Origin of the sequence: Parvularcula mediterranea (assembly GCF_013085255.1) — a bacterium.
Lineage (GTDB): Bacteria > Pseudomonadota > Alphaproteobacteria > Caulobacterales > Parvularculaceae > Parvularcula > Parvularcula mediterranea.
The window spans coordinates 1224995-1245876 of sequence record NZ_JABFCX010000003.1; the positions used below are offsets into that span (position 1 = coordinate 1224995).

Below are 20882 nucleotides of genomic sequence, written 5' to 3' on the forward strand. Positions count from 1 at the left end.
CATGATCCTTATCCGCCTTGCCCTGTCCCTGATGGTGCTGCTCTCCGCATTGGGTATCGCGCACCCCTCCGAGCCCATGCGGATCGGCATTGCCCGGCTGACCCACACCCATGTCCACTGGCTGTTCGAGAGCGAAAAGCGCGGTGAGGTGGAGATCGTGGGCATCTATGAGCCCGACGAAGCGCTCGCGGCGCGCTACCTTGCTCAGTACGGGAAGGATCATGCGCTGCTGTTTGACGACCTTGGCGCGATGCTCGATGAGGTGGAGCCTGAAGGCCTGGCCGCGTTCGGAAGCATTGTGGAGCATCTCGGCGTGGTCGAGGCCGCAGCGCCGCGGGGCATCCATGTGATGGTCGAGAAACCGCTTGCCTTCTCGGTTGAGGATGCCGAGCGCATGGCGGAGCTGGCCACGGGCGCGGGTATTCATCTTCTTACGAACTATGAGACCACTTGGTACGCCTCGCACCATGAGGCCAAGGCGCTTCTTGGGGAAGGCAAGGCTGGAGAGGTGCGGAGGGTTGAGTTTCGCCACGGCCATAAGGGGCCTGCTCTCATCGGTGTCGATGACGAATTCCTCAGCTGGCTGACGGATCCGGACCAGAATGGCGGCGGCGCTCTGATTGACTTTGGTTGCTACGGCGCGAACCTGATGACATGGCTGATGGACGGGCGGAAGCCGATTTCCGTGACGGCGCAGGTCGCGCAGCTCCAGCCTGAACTCTATCCGGACGTGGACGATGATGCTGTCATCACCCTCGACTATGGCGACGCGGTCGCAGTCATTCAGGCGAGCTGGAACTGGACGTTCTCCGTCAAGGACATGACCGTCTACGGCACCGAGGGGGTCATGTTCGCAGACCGCGACAGGTTGGATCTCAAGGACGAGGAGGGCGGAGTATTCTCACCGCTCCCGGTCACGCCGCGCGAGGCACCCCATGACGACCCCTTCGCTCTCTTCCGGGCTGTCGTTCGGGGCGAGGTGACCTTGGACCCCACCGACCCCAGCGCGCTGGAGAACAATCTGACCGTCGTGGAGATCCTCGACGCAGCGTGGCTCAGCGCCAGGAACCTTGATCCGGTCAGCCTGCCGAATAACCGTCATTGATTGCTCTCAGGCGGCGCTGACTGTCGGGATGGCTTTGGTTCCCCGGTGAGAACGGACCGAAGCTGCAATTGATCCCGCTTTGGGCGTCTCGCCATGAATAGCCCATTCGCCTCATGGCGACACCCGAAACGAAGTCCGCGCCCAGCTCTTTGGACCAGGGATGCTTGAATTGCGCCGTCCACTGCGTATCGAGGTTCGCATGGTGTCCGACTTCGTGGGCGAGGACGGTGACCGCCGCTGCGCTATGGCAACGAGCGAGCCCGTTCAGGAACCCTGCATTGTAGAGGACGACGGGCCTGCCGCCGATGACCGTAGCCGCTGCGTTTGGGACGCCGCCTTGATAGATCTCAAGCGGCGCTCTGTAGCCGAGCGCGCGCATGATGCTTTGCAGTTCGACGATGGCCCTGCGGGTAGCTGGCAAGAGACCTTGCCCCGTCGTTCCGCCTGCGTAGGAACACATGAGCCTGTAGCGCTGGGCAGAGGCTGTGCCGCCTCCGCAGCAGAGTGCAGCGGCCGACGCGCCTGCAATGAACCCTCTCCTGTCCATGACAGTCCTCCCTTTTAAGAGGTAGTGTACTGAATGAGGGCAGAGGCGGAAGCCTGAAAGGCAGTGATGGCGATCGCGCTGACAAATCAAGAACTCAGATGTGCACTGACCGCGCTGCTCAGTCGAACACCACCGTGCGGCCTGCGCTCATGAAGACGCGGCCCTCGGCGTGGGCCCTGACCGCGCGGGCGAGGACGCGGGCTTCGATGTCTCGGCCAAGCTCGATGAGGCGGTCGGGCGTGGCGCGGTGGTCGACGCTGACGGCCTCCTGGGCGATGATCGGGCCTTCGTCGAGGTCTGCCGTGACGTAGTGCGCGGTGGCGCCTATGAGCTTTACGCCGCGACTATAGGCCTGGTGATAGGGCCGGGCGCCTTTGAAGCTTGGCAGGGCGGAGTGGTGGATATTGATGCACCGTCCCTCGAGCTTTCGGCAAAGATCGTCCGTGAGCACCTGCATGTAGCGGGCTAGGACCACGAAATCAGCACCGCTGTCTTCGATCCGTACCAGGAGTTTCTCTTCGGCTTCGGCCTTTGTCTCCTTGGCCACCGGGATATGATGGAAGGGCAGGTCGTGCCGGTCGGCATGCCAGCGGGCGTCGTCATGGTTTGAGACGATGCCGACGACTTCCGCACCCAGACGGTCGTGGCGATGGCGGAAGAGAAGGTCCGAAAGGCAATGGTCCATCTTCGAGGCCATAAGGAGGACCCGCGGCCGATAGTCAGCGGGGCGGATCGAGAACTGCATCTTCCGCCACTCGGCAAAGCCAGCGAAACGCTTCTCGAAGGCCGCCATGTCCATCCCCTCGGGACAAGTCATCCTTACCCAGATGAAAAACTTACCCGAGACGGGGTCGCCGAAATCATGGCTCTCGGCGATCGAGATGCTATGTTCCGCGAGCAGGCCCGTGACGCCGGCGAGGATGCCGACCTCGTCCTTGGCTTCGGTTCTCAGAATGTAGCTGCCGGGCTCGGCCATTGGGCACCTTCAAGAAAAATGGCGGCTCCCATGGAACCGCCATTGAGAGAGGCGATCAAGCCTCGATTGAAGCTGGCCTTACCCGGCCTTGTTCACCCGCATGTACCACTCGACGAGGCGGCGGACCTGACGGCTGGTGTAGCCGCGCTCGGTCATGCGGCTGACGAAGTCGTCGTGCTTCTTCGCGGTCTCGGAGTCCTTCTTCGAGTCGAAGGAGATGACCGGGAGGAGGTCTTCGACCTGCGTGAACATCCGCTTTTCGATCACCGAACGGAGCTTTTCGTAGCTCGTCCAGCTGGGGTTCTTGCCGCCATGGGATGCGCGGGACCGCAGGGCGAACTTGACGACCTCGTTGCGGAAGTCCTTCGGGTTCGCGATGCCCGCAGGCTTCTCGATCTTGGAAAGCTCCTGATCGAGCGTGTTCCTGTCAAGGAGCTGGCCGGTGTCGGGGTCCTTGAAGTCCTGGTCCTCGATCCACGCATCGGCATAGGAGATATAGCGGTCGAACAGGTTCTGTCCGTACTCGCCATAGCTTTCGAGATAGGCTTTCTGGATTTCCTTGCCGATGAAGTCAGCATAGCGGGGCGCGAGCTCGGCCTTGATGAACTCGAGATACTGCTTCTCGACCTCGTCAGGGAACTGCTCCCGCTTGATCGAGTTTTCGAGGACGTACATCAGGTGGACGGGGTCGGCGGAGACCTCTTCCGTATCGAAATTGAAGGTCTCGGAGAGGACCTTGAAGGCGAAGCGGGTGGAGATCCCGTCCATGCCCTCATCGACGCCGGCAGCGTCCCTGTATTCCTGATGGCTCTTCGCCTTCGGGTCGGTGTCCTTCAGCTTCTCGCCGTCATAGACCCGCATCTTGGAGTAGAGGTTCGAGTTCTCATGCTCCTTGAGGCGCGTGAGGACTGAGAACCTGGCCAGCATGGGCAGGGTCTCTGGTGCACACGGAGCGTTCTTGAGTTCCGAGGACTTCAGCAGCTTCTCGTAGATCGCCGTTTCCTCGGTGGGGCGCAGCGCATACGGAACTTTCACCACCGAGATCCGGTCGAGGAAGGCTTCATTGTTCTTGTTGTTGCGGAAAGCCTGCCATTCGGACTCGTTCGAGTGGGCGAGGATCACGCCCTGGAAGGGGATCGGGCCAAGCGCTTCTGTGCCGACATAATTGCCTTCCTGCGTGGCCGTCAGGAGCGGGTGGAGGACCTTGATCGGCGCCTTGAACATCTCGACAAATTCGAGAAGCCCCTGGTTCGACATGCAGAGACCGCCTGAGTAGCTGTAGGCATCCGTGTCGTCCTGGGAGTAGTGCTCGAGCTTGCGGATATCGACCTTACCGACCAGCGCGGAGATGTCCTGGTTGTTCTCGTCACCGGGCTCTGTCTTCGAGACGGCGATCTGGCGGAGCTTCGAGGGGTAGACCTTCACCACGGTGAACTTCGAGATGTCGCCGCCAAACTCGTCGAGGCGCTTCACGGCCCAGGGGCTCATGATGCCGGTCAGGCGGCGTTTCTCGATACCGTATTTTTCCTCGAGGAGGCCTTTGAGGTCTTCGGTCTGGAAGAGGCCGAGGGGGCTTTCGAACACAGGGGAAAGCTCGTCGCCAGCCTTGAGGACGTAGATCGGGTACTCCTCCATCAGGTCCTTGAGGCGCTCAGCGAGAGAGGACTTACCGCCGCCGACGGGGCCGAGGAGGTAGATGACCTGGCGCTTCTCTTCGAGGCCCTGCGCTGCGTGACGGAAGTATCCGACGATCCGCTCGATCGTGTCTTCCATGCCGTAGAAGCCTTCGAAGGCCTTATAGCGCTTGATGGTGCGGTTGAAGAAAATCCGGCTGAGGCGCGGATCCTTCGAAGTGTCGATGAACTCTGGCTCGCCGATGGCCTTGACCATCCGCTCGGCCGGGGAGGCGTACATCATGACATCGTCGCGGCAGGCGAGCAGGTAATCGCGAAGCGACATCTCCTCATGCTTGGTCCGCTCATAGCCCTCTGCGAAGGCGTCGAAGACATCCAGTCCGTCAGTCATGCTCATCACTGCCACCCGTTTCTGCCGGGCCCCTGATGCCCAGCGGTTCTCTGGCGGGAGCGCCGGTACCCGCCCATGCTCACTGCCGGATCGCTCTCAAGCCACGTGCGATCGGCGCAACCATCAGGGTAAATGCAAAGCGTAAATGGAATACGATGCAGAACCCTACAAACGCGCCTCCGAGCGCACGATTTCGCTCAAAAGAACCGATACAACATATAGGATGGTGCGCTGAGCCCTGCATCTCCCGCAAGGTCCTTATTCTGAACAATTGCGCAAATTGATCGCGGCGTGACGGCGCAGCCACATCATTTGTGAACGGATGGAAAGGTTCCTTCTCCTATCTCACGGCGCGCGGCGCCTCCGATGGGGCGGGCTGTCCGCCCGGCGCCCGGTCGGACGCTTGGCCGCGCCGCTGAGATGTTGGGATAGATGCGCAGCAGGCGAGGTGCCGCCTCCCTCTCCCATCGGGAGAGGGATCGAGGGTGAGGGACTTTGGCGCTCGGCCTAGAATGCCCTCACCCGAAAGCGTAGATTTCGACCTCTTCCTCAGGGAGAGGTGACGCTAGCACCGACCTTGTTCGAGTGCTGCCGACGTCAGGCCCAGTACGGAGGAGGAAGCTCTCCACGCATCGATGCTTCGGCTGTCTCGCGGAGGGTTGCCAGCGCGTCCTCCATCACCCCGTGGTCCACGAACTCTTCCTGCCAGACGGCATAAGCGGGGTAGGGGAAGGCTGGTGCGTCCTCGATCCCCGTCAGCAGGCCCTCTTCGAGGTGCGGCTCGACGATCCGCCGCGGCAAGTACGCAGCACCCTTCTGATTGATGACGAGGTTCACGCCGATCGCGCCGAGGTCAATCGCTAAGCCCGGATTGTGAAGCTCAGGGAACTGCGCGGCATGCCATTCGCCAAAGCCTGTGCCCCATTCGCAGTAGATGTAGCTCTCCGTAAGCGGACGGTCTGGCGCTGCTGTCACGAGGATCAGCTGGTCCTCGATCAGCTCCTCCACCGCCATGCCGGGACGGTGCTCGGGCCGGTAGAGGATGGCGAGGTCCAGCGTGCCCTCGGACATCTCGCGCATCAGGCGTTGGGGCATCCCGGACATGCAGCGCAGGGCGACGCGCGGGCGGCGCTCCTGAAACACAGGGACCCAGCGGGTGAGGAGACGGTTCCAGAGGGAGACCTGCCCGCCAACTGCGAGGGTATCATCGAAGGCCTCGGGCACAGCGACCTGGTGGCGCGCCTCCTCCCAGACCCGGACGAAGGATCTCGCGAAGCGGTAGAACTGGTGCCCGGCCGGGGTGAGGGCGGTGCCGGCCTTGGACCTTGTGAAGAGCGGTTTGCCGAGCTGCTCTTCCAGCGCCTTGATTCGTGCCGAAACCGTCGACTGGGTGACGAAGAGGCGCTTCGAGGCGGCGACGAAATTGCCGCCTTCAACAATGGCTAGGAAGGTCCGTGCCTGCGTGACGTCCATAATTCGGAGTTTCCGATTACATACCGCAATTCTATTCGTTTGCACGAATTGATGCGGTGGTCCATCTCTCCATCATCGCCGGTGACACTCCCACCAACCCACCGGCCAGGAGACAACGACATGACCAAAGTTTCGAAAGCTGCCCTCGCTGCGATCCTCCTCGGCTCGCTCTCGCTCACCGCGTGTGCCACCGGCCAGAAGGACTTCGCCGAAGAAGTCACCGACGTCGCCAAGGACTGGCGCAAGGGCGAGAAGAAAGTCGCTGAAGGCGAAGAGATGATCCGCGAGGCGAAGGCCGAAATCCGCAAGGGCGAGAAGCAGATCAGCGAAGGCGAAGCTGCTGCGAAAAAAGCGACCGTGAAAGTCGCCAACGCTCAGGAGCGCTACGACTTCGCCATGACCATGTTCGGCACCAGCGCGACCGCTGACGAAGCGGTCAAGGAAGCCAAAGAGATCAAGTCGCTCGAAAAGGCCCTCAAAGAGGCCCAGGAAGACCTGACCCTCGCCAAGCTGAAACAGCGCAAAGGCCGCGACAATATCGCTGACGGCAACAAGAAACTCGCCAAAGGTGAGAAAATGGTCGCCGATGGCCGCCGCGAGATGGAGCAGGTCCAGAAGACCTACCGCCAGATCGCAGCATCGGCCCGCTAACAAGAAAAAGGCTCCGTAGACCGATGGTCTACGGAGCCTTCACCCGAGGGAGAACCCTGTCGGGAAACTGAAGCGCCGCGGGAGGTGGGTCCCGCGGCGCTTCTTTTTTCTGCTTACGGAGCAGTCATCGTGACTGTGAGGTTCACACCCGATGCAGGGGCGGGAGCTGCGCCAGCGATCTGGTCGACCGTGAAGGTCAGGCTGGTGCGCTGGTTCGTGCGGTAGGACGCCGACTGGACCGAGCAGCTGCCCGAACCGTCCGTGGTGCACGTACCGGAGTTGCCGTCGTTCCAGCTGTAGGCAACCGTGACGCCAGACGCGCTGGTGGTCAGGTTGGCCGTTGCGCGCCAGCGGCGCTTGCCAGAGGTCGCCGAGGAGCCTGAAAGCGCCGTCAGCTCGACATCACCCGGGGGCGGAGGCGGCGGCGGGGGAGGCGTGCCGTCACAGCTTGAAGGCACAGCGAACGATTCGTTGATCGTCTGCCTACGTCCCTTCGTCTGGATCGATGCGCCATTGCCCATGCCGAAGGCCGCGAAGCTCTCCCAGACAAGGCAGTCACGATCAGCTGGAGCTGAATCGAGGATGCCGTTCCGCATGTCGAGGAAGTCCGGACCCGGAGCGGTGAAGTTCATACCGTCCACGATGTCGCCCATCAGCACGTCGCGATTGTGGCCTGCGCCCGCATAGCGCTTCTTCAGGTCCCACAGGGTCGCCGCATAAATCTCGCCATCGGAGTGGACCGACGAGCCGGAGAAGTTCGCGAACGTCAGCGGGTAGCCTTCGTAGCGGTAGCGGCGGATGCCGCGGTTCGTGTCGGTGGTGGCGTACTCACCAACACGGTCATCATCGGTCATGATGATGGCGAGGGCGTCGGACATGCCTTCACCGATGGCGCCAGGGAACGCACCCGACATGGAGCCGATCATCCGCCAGGTCAGGCCGTGGCCATACTCGTGCCAGACGATGTCGCCATCGAGGTCACCGTCGAGACCGTTGGCGGTCGTGTTCCACAGATACATCTGCATCCGCGGGTTCGAGCCGTCCGAAGGCGTTGCGAAGTTGGCGTTGTTGACGCCGCCGCCGTCCTGAGCCTGCGCTTCCACAGAGTCAGAGCCTGCGCCGCCACGTCCGAAATTGTCTTCCTGGAAGTTGCGGGTCGCTTCGGTGAAGCCGTACCCATACAGAGCATCGTGGATGACGTTGTTCAGGTAGAAGAGGTTCTGGACCGCGACTTCCTTATTGATGGTCGTCGAGGGCGACTGGTTCAGCTGGGCAACCGTGGTGAAGTTGCCGTCCGACACGACGCGCGACGGGCTGTCAGGCGTGTTCGAATTGTTCGTGTCGAGATAGGCGCGAACATTGTTGCCAGAAATCAGGGTCGCGTACTGCGTGCCCGTTCCGAGCCAGCCATTCGGGCTTGCCGTGGTGCTGGCCGGGCCCTGAACGACGGCCTGGTTAGAGACGTCCGGGTGGATCTCATAGACATTGTAGCTGTCTTCAGCCGTGCGGACTTCTGACGAGACCACCTTGCCGCGGCCATTGATAACGGTCTCCACGAGGAGGTTGTCAGCTTCGGACCAGGTGGTGACGAGGTAGCCCGGCTCCATGCGGCCGTTCTTGCGTGCCACGAAGACTTCTTCAGCCGTCGGATCGACGTGGAAGAAGCTTCCCTTGTCGAAGGAGGTGGTGAGGCCAACCTTGCGGCCATTGCCGGAAAGCTGCGGCGCGCCATCATGGTGGAGGCCAGCTGCGATGCCGATGGCTTCGCCTGCGGAGAGGCTGTTGCCGCCCTCGATCTGGCGGCCGTTGGCGAGGCGGCGGGAGACGGTCAGCAGGTTGCCGTCAGCGTCAGCCGAAGCCTTGACGACCGAACCGACGACGCGGCGGCCGTTCACTTGCTGCGCAAACTCAAAGTGGGTGCGGCCGTTGCGGCCCTTCCACTGGCGCTTCTCGACCAGCGTGCCGATGGCGTCATCGGTGAGGCCCTGGCTGCGCAGGTAGTTCTTCACGCGGCCTGGAGCGTCCGCGCCTTGTGCACGCACACCGCGCTCGGTGCTGACTTTGGTGTCGACGAGCAGGCTATCCTCCTGCGCCGACGCGGTACCCGCAGATACCGCGAAGATGGCGAGCGCCGATGCCCCGGCGCCAAGCCACTGTTTTACCCCGATCATAACCTGTCCCTTGGTTGTGTCGTTTACAGAATGTCGCACCCTGCTCCGCAGAATCAGGCGCAGGCAAGCAGTTTTTCGGACGATCGCGCTCAGAGACGTCAAATATGTGACGTGATCATCTCACGTGATTGTCTCAAAGCTAGCGGCGAACAAGGGGCTCAGGCCGAGAGCTCACTGTGGAAAACTTCCCACGATTTTTGCGGTGCGACTCCGCCGATGGACCCCGCCCCACGCCTATGGTTAACTTCTCAGGCGGGGATGGGAGGCACGAGGGCAGGTGCGATCACTCAAGCTCGGACTGAATGAGCGTGCTCGCCTGCACCGGACGGTTGAGGCTGTTTATGCTCGCCTCATCGCCAAGTCGGGCAGGTTCCAGCCGATCATCAATGGCTATGAGAACGGCGCGGTCTCGATCTTCACCCTCGGGTTGATCGCGATCGGCCTCGCCGGCGGCGCGGCTGCGGGGTATTTCCGGGGAGAGCAGCTGGCGGAGCTGACGGGCCTTCAGTTCCTGACGGGACCGCTCGGCCCGGTGAGCCTTGGCGCAATTGGCGCGGTGCTCGTCTACTTCTTCTTCGACCGGCTGGGCCGGCTCCTGTCGAAGTTCCCGCTCTTCCAGCAGATGGCGGAGATCTACGTCTTCAATACCAAGTGGCTGAAGCCGAAGACGCGGATGCAGATGACGAACGCTGCGCTGACCTGGCTGCAGCGCCAGCCGGAAATGGTATTCGAGGCGACCGGCTATCTCTACGGCTCCGAGGACGGCTACGATGTCCTGCCGAAGAAGCTGCAGGCTGCGGCCGACGAGATGCGCGAGGGCGATGCTCCGGTCGTCTGTATGCGGGAGGTTTTCGAGCGTAAGCTGAAATCCGAGTACCTCTTCAAGGGCCTCCAGTCATCCCGCGACCCCGCCGCCTATCAGGACCGCTATTTCATTCAGTCCCGGGCCGCCCGGAACGGTATCCGCGCGTCGCTCCTGTTCAACGCTCTCGGCTGTGAGCTGCGGGACGAAATCCCGACGGGGGACCAGTGGCGGAGAGCGAAGCATACGGATCATCAGGCGCAGCTGACCACCATTCGCGACAATCATGACGTGACGCTGCGCTTCAGGACGGGCGCGCCACACTATCGCTGGCCCGATGAGCGCCAGGAGAAGTCTCAGGGCGAGACTGCTCCCTTCCTTCTGTATACGGCTATCGAGAACCCGGTGCATATCTCGCTGTTCGTGACGACCGTGGCGCAGATCATCGAAAAGCTGCCCGAGGCTATCCGCTGGCAGTTCGACGAGGAGGAGCTGTCCGACGATGACGTCGAGGCCGAGGTCACGGCCGTCCTGAAACTACTGTCTGAGACAGACATCGAGATGTTCGGCAAGTGGGACGAAAAAACGCTTCGTCAGCGGTCGGAGGTTGCCCTCATTCCGCAACCGGTCCTCAAGAACCTCTCCGGTGATCCTGCGAACCCCGATTGGGGCCTGAGGTGGGATCCCAACCGCTTGGATTGGTCACAATTTCTCGGAACGGACGGTGCCATTCGGCGGGCCTTTGCTGGCCTGATTAAGGCGATCGACCTTGCCAATAGCGAGGCGGAGGAAGTGACCCTGACCCGCGGCGATGCGCTCCTCGTCGACAATCTCCGGGCCATGGTCAGGCGGCGAGAGCTTGGGCCAGAAGGTGCTCCGTACGAAAACAGTCTCTTCGATTACCCGGAGGCGTGGTGGCTCAATGTCTATTACGGCTTCAGAAAATCGGCGAAACCTGACTTCCTCGGTATCTAGCCTTTGAGCTTCGGCTCCTGCTGGGTGATGCAGTGCATGCCGCCGCCATTCCAGTTGGCGGCCATCGGGTCGATGCCGATGATCTTCCTTCCCGGGAAGCGCTCCTTGAGGATCTCCGCCGCCTGTTCGTCAGTTTTACGGAGGTGGTCGGCCCTGCCTTCCTTGCCGTACTTGGCCGTCAGGACGACGTCATTGGTGACGAGGAAGTTGAGGTAGCTCATCGCGGGCAGCCAGTGGATCTCATCGCCTGGCTTGAAATCTCTGTAGACGGAATGCATCGGCGCGCCGAAGGCGCCAACCCGGAAGTCTTCCTCGGTCAGGGTCCGCGTTTCCATCATCGTGGTCACGTCTGGCATCGGCATGGGGATGACTTCGAACGGGCGGCCCCAGGGATCGGTGGCGAGCTCGAGCTGCCGCCGATTTTCTTCCAAGATTTCGTGATCGAGGCGGTAGAGCGCGTTCATCTCGCGCTCCTCCTCACTCACCTGCGCGACGAGGACCGTGTTCTCGTCCGTGAACCGAACATACTCGTCGACATGGCCATTGGCGCCCCAGCCGAAGAAGTTGGCCACCTTGGGCCCTGCGAACACTCGGTCTGAAACAGGCGCGCGGTTGAGCCAGATAACCTTCTTCTTGCCGTAGAGCCGTTTGAAGGCATCCTCGATCTCGGCCAGCGTGAAGCCCGGGTTCCGGTGCAGCGCGGCATCCATGTAGGAGACCATGCAGCTCGAATTGACGTCGATGCCGCCGCCCTCAGCCACCACTTCGGAGCGGCGTTTCTTGTAGCCGAACTGTGCCGCGACCTCCTGGTCAAGGTTCTTGCGCTCCATGCTCATCGGCCCGGTGTGGGGCCAAGGGAACCCGTAATTGCCCCATTTGAAGTCCGCAAGCTGAAGAGTTTTTCCGTCGCTGACGAAGAGGGGGCCTGAGTCCCGGGTCCAGACATCGACCGTGGGCTGCTTGACGAAGATCACGGCCTCGGCCGGGATTCTCCGCTTATCCATCAGCTTACGGATGTGCGCCGCGACATCGTCGCCCGTGACGAGCATCTTGACCGGCACATGGGGTGCAAGGGCCTCGATCATCTCAAGGCGGAGGGTTGTGTGCGCATCGGAGGCCGTAACGCTGTCGGTCCAGCCCATCCAGATGGCTTCATGCTCGTGCCATTCAGGCGGGAAGGTGTGCGCTGCCTCCGCCTGTGCGCGAGCGCTGATCGGCACAAAAGCTGCGGCGCTGAGGCCTGTCAAAAGCTGGCGACGGTCCATCTGTCTTCCCCACGATTTCCCCTCAGAAGCGTGGGCGAGAGGAGAAGAGGCGTCAATCCCGCCGTCAGGCTGGGGGCTGGTCCTTGCCGTCGTCGCCGAACTCGGTGGGTTTGTCCTCGTCGAGAAGATCCTCTTCGCCAGAGGCGGCGCGGTCTTCCTCGACCTTCTCTTCGATGGTCTTGTCCGCCGAGGTGTCTTCTTCGTCCGGAGCGCGTGGGCTCTTCTTCTTCGGCGGCGGTGCCTCGAAGGGCTGGTCGGTTTCAAAGACAGTGGCCTTCAGGGCTTCGGGCAGCTGATCGATCCGCAGGCGGTAGATCGGCTCGGGCAGGGTGAAGCCCTCGGCCTCCAGCGTATCCTTCACCGCGCGGATGGCGGCGGATTTGGCCTTCAGGAAATCCGTCTCGGACTGGTCGATCCAGACGGCAAAGGAGAGAAGGATATTGCTATCGCCAACCTCTTCGATCCATGCAGAGGGACACGGATCATTGAGAGCGAAGCCAAGCGCCTTCATCTTCGCAATGCCCCGGTCCATCGCCGCGCGGGGATCATCCTCAGCGTCGATGCCGAGCTGGAACGTGATCCTGCGCTCAGGGTTCCGGGTGTAGTTCGTAATGATGGCCTTGAAGACCTGGGCATTGGGTATGCGCACGGAAACGCCGTCTGGTGTCATCAGGATCGTCGCGCGACTCGTCAGTCTCACGACGCTGCCCTGACGCCCGTCAATGTCCACGAAGTCCTTCGGCCTGAAGGGTTGGCGTATGCTGAGCATCACCGAAGCGATGAAGTTCTCGATCGTATCCCTGATCGCAAAGCCCACGGCGATGCCGACCACGCCAGCAGCGCCGAGGACCGCGGAGAGGACGCCCATCGCGTCGATGATGTTGAGGCCGACGACGATGCCGAGGAGCAAGAAGACAATCGGGATTGTCCGCTCAAGGAGTTCCTTGATAAGGTTCGAACCCCGTGAGAGCTTGCCGAGGATCCAGCTCCTCCGCGACAGGAACCGGCCCAGCATCCAGAAGAGGAGGACCGCCACCAGCGCAACGCCGAGCAGCGGCAGGATGTCCAGAACCTGATTGACCAGGGCCTCAGTCCGCTCGGCGGCGGGGGAGAGGGTCTCCTCCACCGCGTCGAGCGTATCTGCGACGGCCTGCGTGGTCATGCGTTCCGCGCGAGGGCCTTATCGATCAACGCCGCGGTGTCAGCCGCGCCGTAGATCTTGACGAAAGGCCCCATACGCGGGCCTTCCGACTGGCCGAAGACGACCTCGTAGAGGCCTTTGAACCACTCGCGGATATTGGCGTAGTCCTGGGCCTTGCCGGCGTCGAAGACAGCCGTCTGGTAGGCGTCTTCTTCTTCGCCTTCGCCGAGGTCCTTGAGCCGTGCCGAGAGCATTTCGAGGGCTGCCTTTTCCTGATCCGTCGGTGCACGGAAGTCTTTCTTCGGCAACACGAAGTCCTGGAAATAGTTCACGGCGTAGCCGAGCATCGGCTCCATCGCCTGCATCTCCTGGTCCGAGGCATCCGGGCGATATTTCTGCACAAAGCCGCGCAGCACCTCAGGGTCCGACGTGCCCGAGGCATCGACGATGTTGAGGAGGAGGCCGAAGCTGACCGGCGGCGTCGTGGCTGGCACGCCACCCTGATGGATGAAGAAGGCCGGGTTCTCGACGCGCTTCTGGTCCTCCTGATCGGCGTACTTGCCAACATGGGTCCAGTATTCGTCAGCCTGCTTCGGAATGACGTCAAAATAGAGCTTCTTCGCCTTCTTCGGAGCCGTGAAGTTGAACAGCTGCAGCGTCTCCGGCGCGGCGTAGCGCAGCCACTCGTCGATCGTCAGGCCGTTGCCTTTGGTCTTCGAGATCTTCTTGCCTTCCTCGTCGAGGAAGAGCTGGTAGTTGAAGCCTGCAGGCGCTTCGTTGCCCAGTGTACGGACGATCTTGGAGGAAAGGCGCGTGGACTCGGTGAGGTCCTCGCCTGCCATTTCGTAGTCGACGTCGAGGGCGTACCAGCGGCCCGCCCAGTCGGCTTTCCATTGCAGCTTGCAAGCACCACCTTTGACGGACTGCTCACGCCTCGTGCCGTCTTCGTCCTCGTAGACGATCGTGCCCGAAGCTGCGTCACGCTCAAGGAGCGGGACATACAGCACACGTCCTGTTTCAGGGCTGATCGGCAAGATCGGAGAGTAGGTCTGGCGGCGCTCCTCACCCAGGGTCGGCAGGATGATGTCCATGACCTCGTCATAAACCTCCAGCATACGGAGGAGTGACTTATCCAGCGTCCCGGCTTCGTAGGCCGAGGTTGCGGAGACGAACTCATAGTCAAAGCCGAACCGGTCGAGGAAGGCGCGCAGCTTGGCGTTGTTGGACGCGGCGAAGCTCTCATGCTCGCCCGCAGGATCGGGCACGCGGGAGAGGGGCTTCTGGAGATGGTCTTCGAGAATCTCCGCGTTCGGGACAGGCGGAATCTTCCGCATACCGTCCATGTCATCGGACACGCAGACGATGCGGGTGTCATACTGGGGGCAGAGCTGGGTGAAGGCATGGCGCACCATGGACGTCCGCGCGACCTCACCGAAGGTGCCGATGTGCGGCGGGCCCGAGGGGCCGTAGCCGGTCTCGAAGGTCACGAGGCCGTCTTTCTTGCCCATCTTCTCAAGACGTTTCTTCAGCGACTTGGCCTCTTGGAAGGGCCAGGCTTTTGCGTTCTCGAGGATGGCGGGGTCGAAAGTTTGGTTGCTCATAGGCTGGGATATAACGGGTTCCCGCGCGAGGGATAGGGGGCCACTGCCGCGGGGGTCTATTCGAGGCCCTTCGGCGTGCGCATGAGCTGGCGGCCTGCGAAGGCGACGGGCAGCACGATGAACATGGCGAGGATGCGCTCGAACCCGCCGTCCCACGCTGTCGGAAGGAGATAGAAAATGGGCGCAGTCAGGATCCAAAGGACGCCGAGGATCCGACTGATCCGTTTGAGCTTGCCTTCCATCTGCTCGGCTGCCGTGGGCCCTGCGAGGAAGAGAAAGCCAACGAGGCCATAGGCTGCCGCGACGAACCAGCGGTGAAGGACGAGCCCTCCGACATCGCCGTCGCCATACTCATTATATAGGGCGATAGCCGCCACATCGGCTGCGAGGGCGAAGAATGCAGCGCGCACCGCCGTCGGGAGCTTGCCCGGCTGGCCCCTCAAAACGAGGCCAATGCCGAGCGCGACGATCCCGAGGGCGAAAAGCGTGATGCCGGTGTCCTGGAGCTCGGCATAGGGCCCCGCGCCAAGCTCGCTGATCGTGTCGGCGACGGGATTGTAGTCCTCGACAAGGAACCACATCACCATATCGCAGAGGATGGTGGCGGCGCAGCCAAACAGGGCGGCACCGCCCAGGACAACATAGGGGGTCCAGCCAAAGCTGTCGCGCAAGCCCTTGTCGATGCTCTGGTCGCTCATCCCCCACGAATGGCTCAGGGACGATGATCGTTCCTCAGGCGGCGACCGCTTCGGGCAGCTTCTGGTTCTTCCGCTGCTGCACCACCCGCTTGAACTCTGCGTGGTAGGTGGGGTCTTCGGTGCCCATCCAGCGGTCCCACCAGGTGAAGTAGAGGCCGAAATTATAGCCTGCCCTCGCATGGTGGAGGTCGTGGTGCACCGTGGTCGTGAAGAAGTCGAACATCGGCTTGCCGTCACGCCGGGCGGGCATCAGCTCAAAGCCTGAATGGGCGAGGGTGTTCTTCACCAGCTGGATGACGATGAACATGCCCGTCGATCCGTGGGCGTTGGGCACGAGGATCTCGAAGCCGACCACGAAGATCACCATCAGCGCCGCCTCGCGCAGGTCGAAGCTGTAGGCCGTGAAGGGCGAGGGGTTCATGCTCTTGTGGTGGCGCCGGTGGTAGAGGCGGAAACGCTTCGGCGAATGCATCCACCGGTGGACCCAGTAGAAGTAGGCATCGTGGCAGAGGATCGTCACGGCGATCGAACCCCAGAACCACCAAGGCCCTGTCATCTGCGCGTTGACGTCGGCCCACGGGAGCCATTGGGCCTCATAGAGGACCCAGATCAGCGAGGAGAAGACAGAGAAGATCGCGATGGAGCGGAGGGAGTGCAGAAGCTCGCTCACCATCTGCTCGCGGGGCGGCCATTCGCTGCGCACTTTCCTGAACCAGATGAAGCGCGACAGCATCACCCAGAGGACGAACCAGACGCCGATGGCGAGGACGAGATAGCGCTCCAGATCCGTGACGAGGTTGCCGCCGATCCGCTCAAGCCATGCGATGAAGAGGTCCATCCTGTGCTCCCTGAATGTCGTCTAGCAGAACTGGAGGCTGCGCGGGTGAACGTCGCACCGGTTTTCGGAAAGAGTCGCACCTCTTCTGAAATCGATCAGCTTTCCGACATTGGGCTCTGGCTATTGGCCTTGCGGTAAGCGGTGGGCGTCATGCCGGTCGCGTCCTTGAACGCCCTGCCGAAGGGGCCGAGCGATCCGAAGCCGACAGCGTAGGCAATCGAGGCAACGGTCTCGCCTTTATGATCAGGGGAGGAGAGGCGGCGCTTGGCCTCCTCGAGGCGGTGGCGGTTGATGAAAGCGGCGAAGTTCCGGTGGCCGAGCTGCTGGTTGATGACCGGGCGCAGGCGGTGCTCGGGCACGCCGAGTTTCTCCGCGAGGCCGCCAACGGTGAGGCCCTCTTCCAGCCAGGCTTTCTCATGGGTCATGGCGTTGTCGAGCTTGGCGAGGAGCTGCGCATCATCGCCTTCGGGCTGCGCGGGCCTCGGCTTTTCCTTCTCAGGCGGTGCGAAGAGTGCCCGTTGGGGAACGGTGAAAAGGAGCGCGCCGAGGAAGCACATCACCGCGTTGCCGATCTCGTCGAGAAGAATGAGCTCGCGGGGCAGGAGGCCCAGCCCTGACAGGGTCCCAAGGGTCGGGGCGAGCGCAGTCCAAAGGCCGATCAGCGCTACGAAAGGCCGCCTGATCCTCCGCCGGACCGGATCGAGGTCGTCGGCCTCGCTCCTCAAGACGAGGATCAGCACGCCGATCCCGAAAACGGCGATCAGTGTTCTCTGCACGAGCAGCGCCGGGTCATGGACCTCCGGAATGACATGCGCCGCGGCGTTGACCGCGAGCAACACGGCCATGGGCGTCCAGAGCCGCTGGGGGCTCGTCCTGAAGCCGAAGAGCTGCAGCGCGAAGGCCCAGAGCGCCCCGGTCATCACCGCCGCGGCGAAGCCTGCGAGGTGATAAGCGTAGCTTTCTGTGAGGTCCTCGGTCACGACGATGGCCGTCGCGACACAGAAAATCAGCCCGGCGATCATTGTCCCCCGCGACGCGCCGCTCCTCAGGAGCGTGAGCGCAACAAGAGCAATCGACCCGAAGGCGATCCCTGCAAGAAAACCAACTGTGGGTGAGGCCTCAGGCATAGGAGGTGACTAGCAGCGCCCGGCTCCGGCGGACCAGATGCGCAGCGCCTGCGAACGTCGCCATTTTCGAAAACGGCGAGCCGGGACGTTACGGTGGCGCTGAAGCCGGACTGCACGCTAAGGTACAGAGGGCAGAGTAAAGGGCGGCAGACCATGCTGAGCGAACGCGCGATCCAGATGATCGTTTTCGAGACCGGAGCACTGGCCGTCTGGGTTGGGCTCGGTGTGCTTCTCATGCGTGGGCGGGTGCGCTGGGCATGGCTCGGAGGTGCGTTGGCCCTCGCTCTCATCGGCAAGGTGCTGGTCTTCCTAGGCGCGGACGGAGCCTTCGGTGACTGGATCGGTGGCCGGTACAATTGGGAAGGCAAGATCGTCACGGCCGGCTTCTGGCTCGTCGCCACACTTGCCATTTTCTGGGGGCGGCTCGGAAAGGTTGGCCTGACGCTCTCGCAGAACGGACCGGCGCCAAAGCTTGGGATCGGTCTGGCCGTGGCAACCGCCATCGCGACGGGTCTCTTCATGGCGCTCTATTTCCCCGGCACAAAAACAGAGCCAGCCGTCGACATGGCGTATCAGGCGGCCATGCCTTCGATCGAAGAAGAGCTCTGGTTCAGGGGGCTGCTGCTCGGCATGCTGATCATGGGGTTCACCCGCAAGGGCATGGAGAGGGCCGGGACCTTTGCCGTGCTCGTCGCAGCGCTGATCACGGCGCTGCACTTCTGGTCGGTGCACTCGATCTTCACCGACGGGTCGTGGGGATTTGAATTCAGGCCGTTCTGGAACGTCCCGACGCTGTTCTATGGCCTTTTGTGGGTCGGGGTCCGGCTTGGGACAGGGAGCCTGTTGCTCCCCATCCTCCTTCACACCTGGGCGAACACCGCAGACTATTTTCTGTAGGCGGAACGAAGGCCCCGCAGGGCCTTCTCTCCTTTAGGCGTTCATGTAGCGCTTGGCTTCGTAGCGGGCGATGGCCCGGTTGTGCACTTCGTCCGGGCCGTCCGCGAGGCGGAGCGTCCGCATGTGCGCGTAGATTTCCGCGAGGTGGAAATCGTCCGACACACCTGCGCCGCCATGGGCCTGGATGGCATCGTCGATGATGTCGAGGGCGACGCGCGGGGCGGCGACCTTGATCATCGCGATTTCGCCCTTGGCGGCTTTGTTGCCCACCGTGTCCATCATGTAGGCAGCCTTGAGGCAGAGAAGGCGGACCATCTCGATATTGGTCCGGGCCTCGCCAATCCTCTGTTCCCAGATGGAATGCTTGATGATCTGCTTGCCGAAGGCTTCACGCTCGATAAGGCGCTTGGTCATGGCTTCGAGGGCGCGTTCGGCTGCACCGATCGTCCGCATGCAGTGGTGGATGCGGCCAGGGCCAAGCCGGCCTTGGGCGATTTCGAACCCGCGGCCTTCGCCGAGGAGGATGTTCGAAGCCGGAACACGGACATTGTCGAGGACGACTTCCATGTGGCCGTGCGGTGCGTCGTCATAGCCGAAGACTGGCAGGTGACGCTCGACCGTGATGCCTGGCGTGTTGGCTGGCACGAGGATCATCGACTGCTGCTTGTGGGTGTCAGCGCCGAAGTCGGTCTTGCCCATGACGATATAGATCGCACACCGAGGATCGCCTGCGCCTGAGCTCCACCATTTGCGGCCGTTGATGACATACTCGTCGCCATCGCGCTCGATCCGGCACTCGATGTTGGTGGCGTCAGAGGAGGCGACACGCGGCTCGGTCATCAGGAAGGCCGAGCGGATCTTGCCCTCGAGGAGGGGCATCAGCCACTCTTCCTTCTGCTCCTTGGTGCCGTACTTGAAGATCGTCTCCATGTTGCCGGTGTCGGGTGCCGCGCAGTTGAAGACTTCAGGCGCGATGTGGCACTTGCCGGTAATCTCAGCAATCGGAGCATATTCGAGGTTGGTCAGGCCTGCGCCGTGCTCTTTGTCGGGCAGGAACATGTTCCAGAGGCCTGCGTCCTTGGCCTTGTCCTTCAGCTCTTCGATGACGGGCGGGATCTGCCAGGGGTCGCCCTTGGCACGAAACTCAGCATGCTGTTTTTTGTAGGTCTCGTAGCCATCCCAGATATGGGCGGACATGAAGTCCTCGACCCGGCGGATCATGTCCTTGGTCTTGTCGGAGTGGTCAAAATGCATGGGCGGCCTCCCTTGGCGCGCTGGTTCTCATTGTTGAGGAGACTGTGCCCGCCTGCCGCCTTCGGGTCAAAGGTCTCGGTGACCTCCCGCAGGCGTGATCGTGCCGCTCGGTCCTGCAGCTTGTTCGCATGCGAAGGAGGCCCACCTGCCTCGCCCTGAACAATGACACCCCAAGGAGGTGCCCGATGGCTGACGCGAAATTCCCCGAGCTTTTCGAGGAGGTCCAGCTCGGCGATCTCAAGCTCAGGAACCGGTTCATGATGGCGCCGCTGACCCGCTCACGGTCGCAGCAGCCGGGCAACGTCCCCCACGGTCTCAACGCTCTTTATTATGCCCAGCGCTCGGCGGCAGGGGTGATCGTCTCCGAAGCGACGCAAATCTCTCAGCAGGCGCAAGGCTACGCCTGGACCCCGGGTATCCATACCGATGAGCAGATCGAAGGCTGGAGGCTCGTCACGGACGCGGTCCACAATGAGGGCGGGACGATCGTCAACCAGCTCTGGCACGTCGGCGCGATCAGCCACCCTGTCTTCCAGCCTGATGGCCAGCAGCCTGTCTCCTCCAGCGTCTGGACGCCTGAAGGTGACGCCTTCGTGGGTGACAAGCATGAGGACGGCCCGCAGGTGCCCTTTGAGCAGGCACAGGCCCTGACGGAGGACGGCATCGCGGCGATCATCGAGGATTACCGGACGGCGGCGCGCAACGCGAAGGCGGCTGGCTTTGACGGGATCGAGTTCCACGCGGCGAATGGCTATCTCATCGACCAGTTCATCCGGTCTTCGGTGAACAAGCGCGACGACAAATATGGCGGCAAGCTCGAAAACCGGCTGCGGCTTCTGGACGAAGTCCTCTCGGCGCTGACCGAAGAACTGCCCGCTGGCCGGATCGGTGTACGCCTGTCGCCCAAAGGCGGCGCGGGCGGGAGCTCCGACGATGATCCGAAGACCACCTACACCGAAGCTGCACGGGTCCTGTCAGGCCGGGGGCTCGCCTATCTCCACGTGGTCAGGCCCAACAGCCACGGCGGCGGCGGTGACCAGGACGAGGCCAATGCGCTTCTCCGATCGATGCGCGACGCCTTTGACGGCCCGTTCGTGCCCAATGGCGGCTTCACGCCTGAAGAGGGTGCTGAATGGATAGGGCGCGGTGACGCGGAGGCGATCAGCTTCGGCAGGCCGTGGCTCGCCAACCCAGACTACACCCGCCGTGCGGTGAAGGACGGTCCCTACAACGAGCCGAACGAGGCCACGTTCTATGGCGGTGGCGCCGAGGGCTACACCGACTATCCGACCCTCAGGCAGACGAACCCCGATTACTGAGGAACTCCTGTGACTTT

The 20882-nt window shown here is 62.3% G+C and carries 17 protein-coding genes; 5 read left to right on the top strand and 12 right to left on the bottom strand.

What is annotated here, in order from left to right:
- Window position 1: 1 nt before the first annotated feature.
- Entirely contained in the window at window positions 2–1105 is a 1104-nt protein-coding gene (locus tag HK107_RS14875; RefSeq protein ID WP_173201207.1) for a Gfo/Idh/MocA family protein, read from the top strand.
- Here the strand turns inward: HK107_RS14875 and HK107_RS14880 are convergent.
- The 4 genes from HK107_RS14880 to HK107_RS14895 form a co-directional block, all read right to left on the bottom strand.
- Window positions 1080–1652, bottom strand: a complete 573-nt coding sequence (locus HK107_RS14880; protein ID WP_173201209.1) for a M48 family metalloprotease — start codon at window positions 1650–1652, stop codon at window positions 1080–1082. The two genes, HK107_RS14875 and HK107_RS14880, sit on opposite strands and share 26 nt — an antisense overlap.
- 118 nt (window positions 1653–1770) lie before the next feature.
- Window positions 1771–2628, bottom strand: coding sequence for a formyltetrahydrofolate deformylase (gene purU, locus HK107_RS14885; RefSeq protein ID WP_173201211.1), 858 nt, complete (start codon window positions 2626–2628; stop codon window positions 1771–1773).
- Between the two features lie 78 nt (window positions 2629–2706).
- Window positions 2707–4653, bottom strand: coding sequence for a PrkA family serine protein kinase (locus tag HK107_RS14890; RefSeq protein WP_269815647.1), 1947 nt, complete (start codon window positions 4651–4653; stop codon window positions 2707–2709).
- A 597-nt stretch (window positions 4654–5250) separates the two neighbouring features.
- A complete protein-coding gene (locus HK107_RS14895; protein WP_198912427.1) occupies window positions 5251–6126 on the bottom strand; it encodes a LysR family transcriptional regulator in 876 nt (291 codons plus the stop codon).
- 120 nt (window positions 6127–6246) lie between these two features.
- Here HK107_RS14895 and HK107_RS14900 point away from each other — a divergent pair, with 120 nt between their 5' ends.
- Window positions 6247–6777 carry a hypothetical protein gene (locus tag HK107_RS14900; protein WP_173201213.1) on the top strand — a complete coding sequence of 177 codons (531 nt, stop codon included), beginning with the start codon at window positions 6247–6249 and terminating at the stop codon, window positions 6775–6777.
- Window positions 6778–6890: 113 nt separating this feature from the next.
- Here the strand turns inward: HK107_RS14900 and HK107_RS14905 are convergent, their stop codons facing one another.
- Window positions 6891–8948, bottom strand: coding sequence for a M36 family metallopeptidase (locus tag HK107_RS14905; protein WP_173201215.1), 2058 nt, complete (start codon window positions 8946–8948; stop codon window positions 6891–6893).
- A gap of 277 nt (window positions 8949–9225) precedes the next feature.
- Here HK107_RS14905 and HK107_RS14910 point away from each other — a divergent pair, with 277 nt between their 5' ends.
- Entirely contained in the window at window positions 9226–10725 is a 1500-nt protein-coding gene (locus HK107_RS14910; protein WP_173201217.1) for a hypothetical protein, read from the top strand.
- On the opposite strand, the gene HK107_RS14915 is transcribed toward HK107_RS14910, so the two are convergent.
- The 6 genes from HK107_RS14915 to HK107_RS14940 form a co-directional block, all read right to left on the bottom strand.
- Window positions 10722–11990, bottom strand: coding sequence for an agmatine deiminase family protein (locus HK107_RS14915; protein ID WP_173201219.1), 1269 nt, complete (start codon window positions 11988–11990; stop codon window positions 10722–10724). The genes HK107_RS14910 and HK107_RS14915 overlap by 4 nt on opposite strands.
- A 64-nt stretch (window positions 11991–12054) precedes the next feature.
- On the bottom strand, window positions 12055–13152 hold the full coding sequence (locus HK107_RS14920) for a mechanosensitive ion channel family protein (protein WP_173201221.1): 1098 nt from the start codon (window positions 13150–13152) through the stop codon (window positions 12055–12057).
- Window positions 13149–14732 carry a lysine--tRNA ligase gene (locus HK107_RS14925; RefSeq protein ID WP_173201223.1) on the bottom strand — a complete coding sequence of 528 codons (1584 nt, stop codon included), beginning with the start codon at window positions 14730–14732 and terminating at the stop codon, window positions 13149–13151. The genes HK107_RS14920 and HK107_RS14925 overlap by 4 nt, the downstream gene beginning before the upstream one ends.
- A gap of 56 nt (window positions 14733–14788) precedes the next feature.
- Window positions 14789–15430, bottom strand: coding sequence for a DUF998 domain-containing protein (locus HK107_RS14930; RefSeq protein ID WP_173201225.1), 642 nt, complete (start codon window positions 15428–15430; stop codon window positions 14789–14791).
- Window positions 15431–15464: 34 nt separating this feature from the next.
- Entirely contained in the window at window positions 15465–16268 is an 804-nt protein-coding gene (locus tag HK107_RS14935; protein WP_173201227.1) for a sterol desaturase family protein, read from the bottom strand.
- A 95-nt stretch (window positions 16269–16363) separates the two neighbouring features.
- Window positions 16364–17395, bottom strand: a complete 1032-nt coding sequence (locus tag HK107_RS14940) for a helix-turn-helix domain-containing protein (protein ID WP_173201229.1) — start codon at window positions 17393–17395, stop codon at window positions 16364–16366.
- 153 nt (window positions 17396–17548) lie between these two features.
- On the opposite strand from HK107_RS14940, the gene HK107_RS14945 reads away from it, so the two are divergent.
- Complete coding sequence (locus tag HK107_RS14945) at window positions 17549–18292, top strand: CPBP family glutamic-type intramembrane protease (RefSeq protein WP_173201231.1); 744 nt, start codon at window positions 17549–17551, stop codon at window positions 18290–18292.
- A gap of 33 nt (window positions 18293–18325) precedes the next feature.
- Here the strand turns inward: HK107_RS14945 and HK107_RS14950 are convergent, their stop codons facing one another.
- Complete coding sequence (locus HK107_RS14950) at window positions 18326–19546, bottom strand: acyl-CoA dehydrogenase family protein (protein WP_173201233.1); 1221 nt, start codon at window positions 19544–19546, stop codon at window positions 18326–18328.
- Window positions 19547–19731: 185 nt separating this feature from the next.
- Here HK107_RS14950 and HK107_RS14955 point away from each other — a divergent pair, with 185 nt between their 5' ends.
- A complete protein-coding gene (locus HK107_RS14955) occupies window positions 19732–20865 on the top strand; it encodes an alkene reductase (protein ID WP_173201235.1) in 1134 nt (377 codons plus the stop codon).
- Window positions 20866–20882 lie beyond the last annotated feature (17 nt).

Coding starts and splice junctions, on each gene's coding strand:
- HK107_RS14875 (WP_173201207.1), top strand. CDS start 2: ATGATCCTTATCCGCCTTGCCCTGTCCCTGATGGTGCTGCTCTCCGCA.
- HK107_RS14880 (WP_173201209.1), bottom strand. CDS start 1,652: ATGGACAGGAGAGGGTTCATTGCAGGCGCGTCGGCCGCTGCACTCTGC.
- purU (WP_173201211.1), bottom strand. CDS start 2,628: ATGGCCGAGCCCGGCAGCTACATTCTGAGAACCGAAGCCAAGGACGAG.
- HK107_RS14890 (WP_269815647.1), bottom strand. CDS start 4,653: ATGACTGACGGACTGGATGTCTTCGACGCCTTCGCAGAGGGCTATGAG.
- HK107_RS14895 (WP_198912427.1), bottom strand. CDS start 6,126: ATGGACGTCACGCAGGCACGGACCTTCCTAGCCATTGTTGAAGGCGGC.
- HK107_RS14900 (WP_173201213.1), top strand. CDS start 6,247: ATGACCAAAGTTTCGAAAGCTGCCCTCGCTGCGATCCTCCTCGGCTCG.
- HK107_RS14905 (WP_173201215.1), bottom strand. CDS start 8,948: ATGATCGGGGTAAAACAGTGGCTTGGCGCCGGGGCATCGGCGCTCGCC.
- HK107_RS14915 (WP_173201219.1), bottom strand. CDS start 11,990: ATGGACCGTCGCCAGCTTTTGACAGGCCTCAGCGCCGCAGCTTTTGTG.
- HK107_RS14920 (WP_173201221.1), bottom strand. CDS start 13,152: ATGACCACGCAGGCCGTCGCAGATACGCTCGACGCGGTGGAGGAGACC.
- HK107_RS14925 (WP_173201223.1), bottom strand. CDS start 14,732: ATGAGCAACCAAACTTTCGACCCCGCCATCCTCGAGAACGCAAAAGCC.
- HK107_RS14930 (WP_173201225.1), bottom strand. CDS start 15,430: ATGAGCGACCAGAGCATCGACAAGGGCTTGCGCGACAGCTTTGGCTGG.
- HK107_RS14935 (WP_173201227.1), bottom strand. CDS start 16,268: ATGGACCTCTTCATCGCATGGCTTGAGCGGATCGGCGGCAACCTCGTC.
- HK107_RS14940 (WP_173201229.1), bottom strand. CDS start 17,395: ATGCCTGAGGCCTCACCCACAGTTGGTTTTCTTGCAGGGATCGCCTTC.
- HK107_RS14945 (WP_173201231.1), top strand. CDS start 17,549: ATGCTGAGCGAACGCGCGATCCAGATGATCGTTTTCGAGACCGGAGCA.
- HK107_RS14950 (WP_173201233.1), bottom strand. CDS start 19,546: ATGCATTTTGACCACTCCGACAAGACCAAGGACATGATCCGCCGGGTC.
- HK107_RS14955 (WP_173201235.1), top strand. CDS start 19,732: ATGGCTGACGCGAAATTCCCCGAGCTTTTCGAGGAGGTCCAGCTCGGC.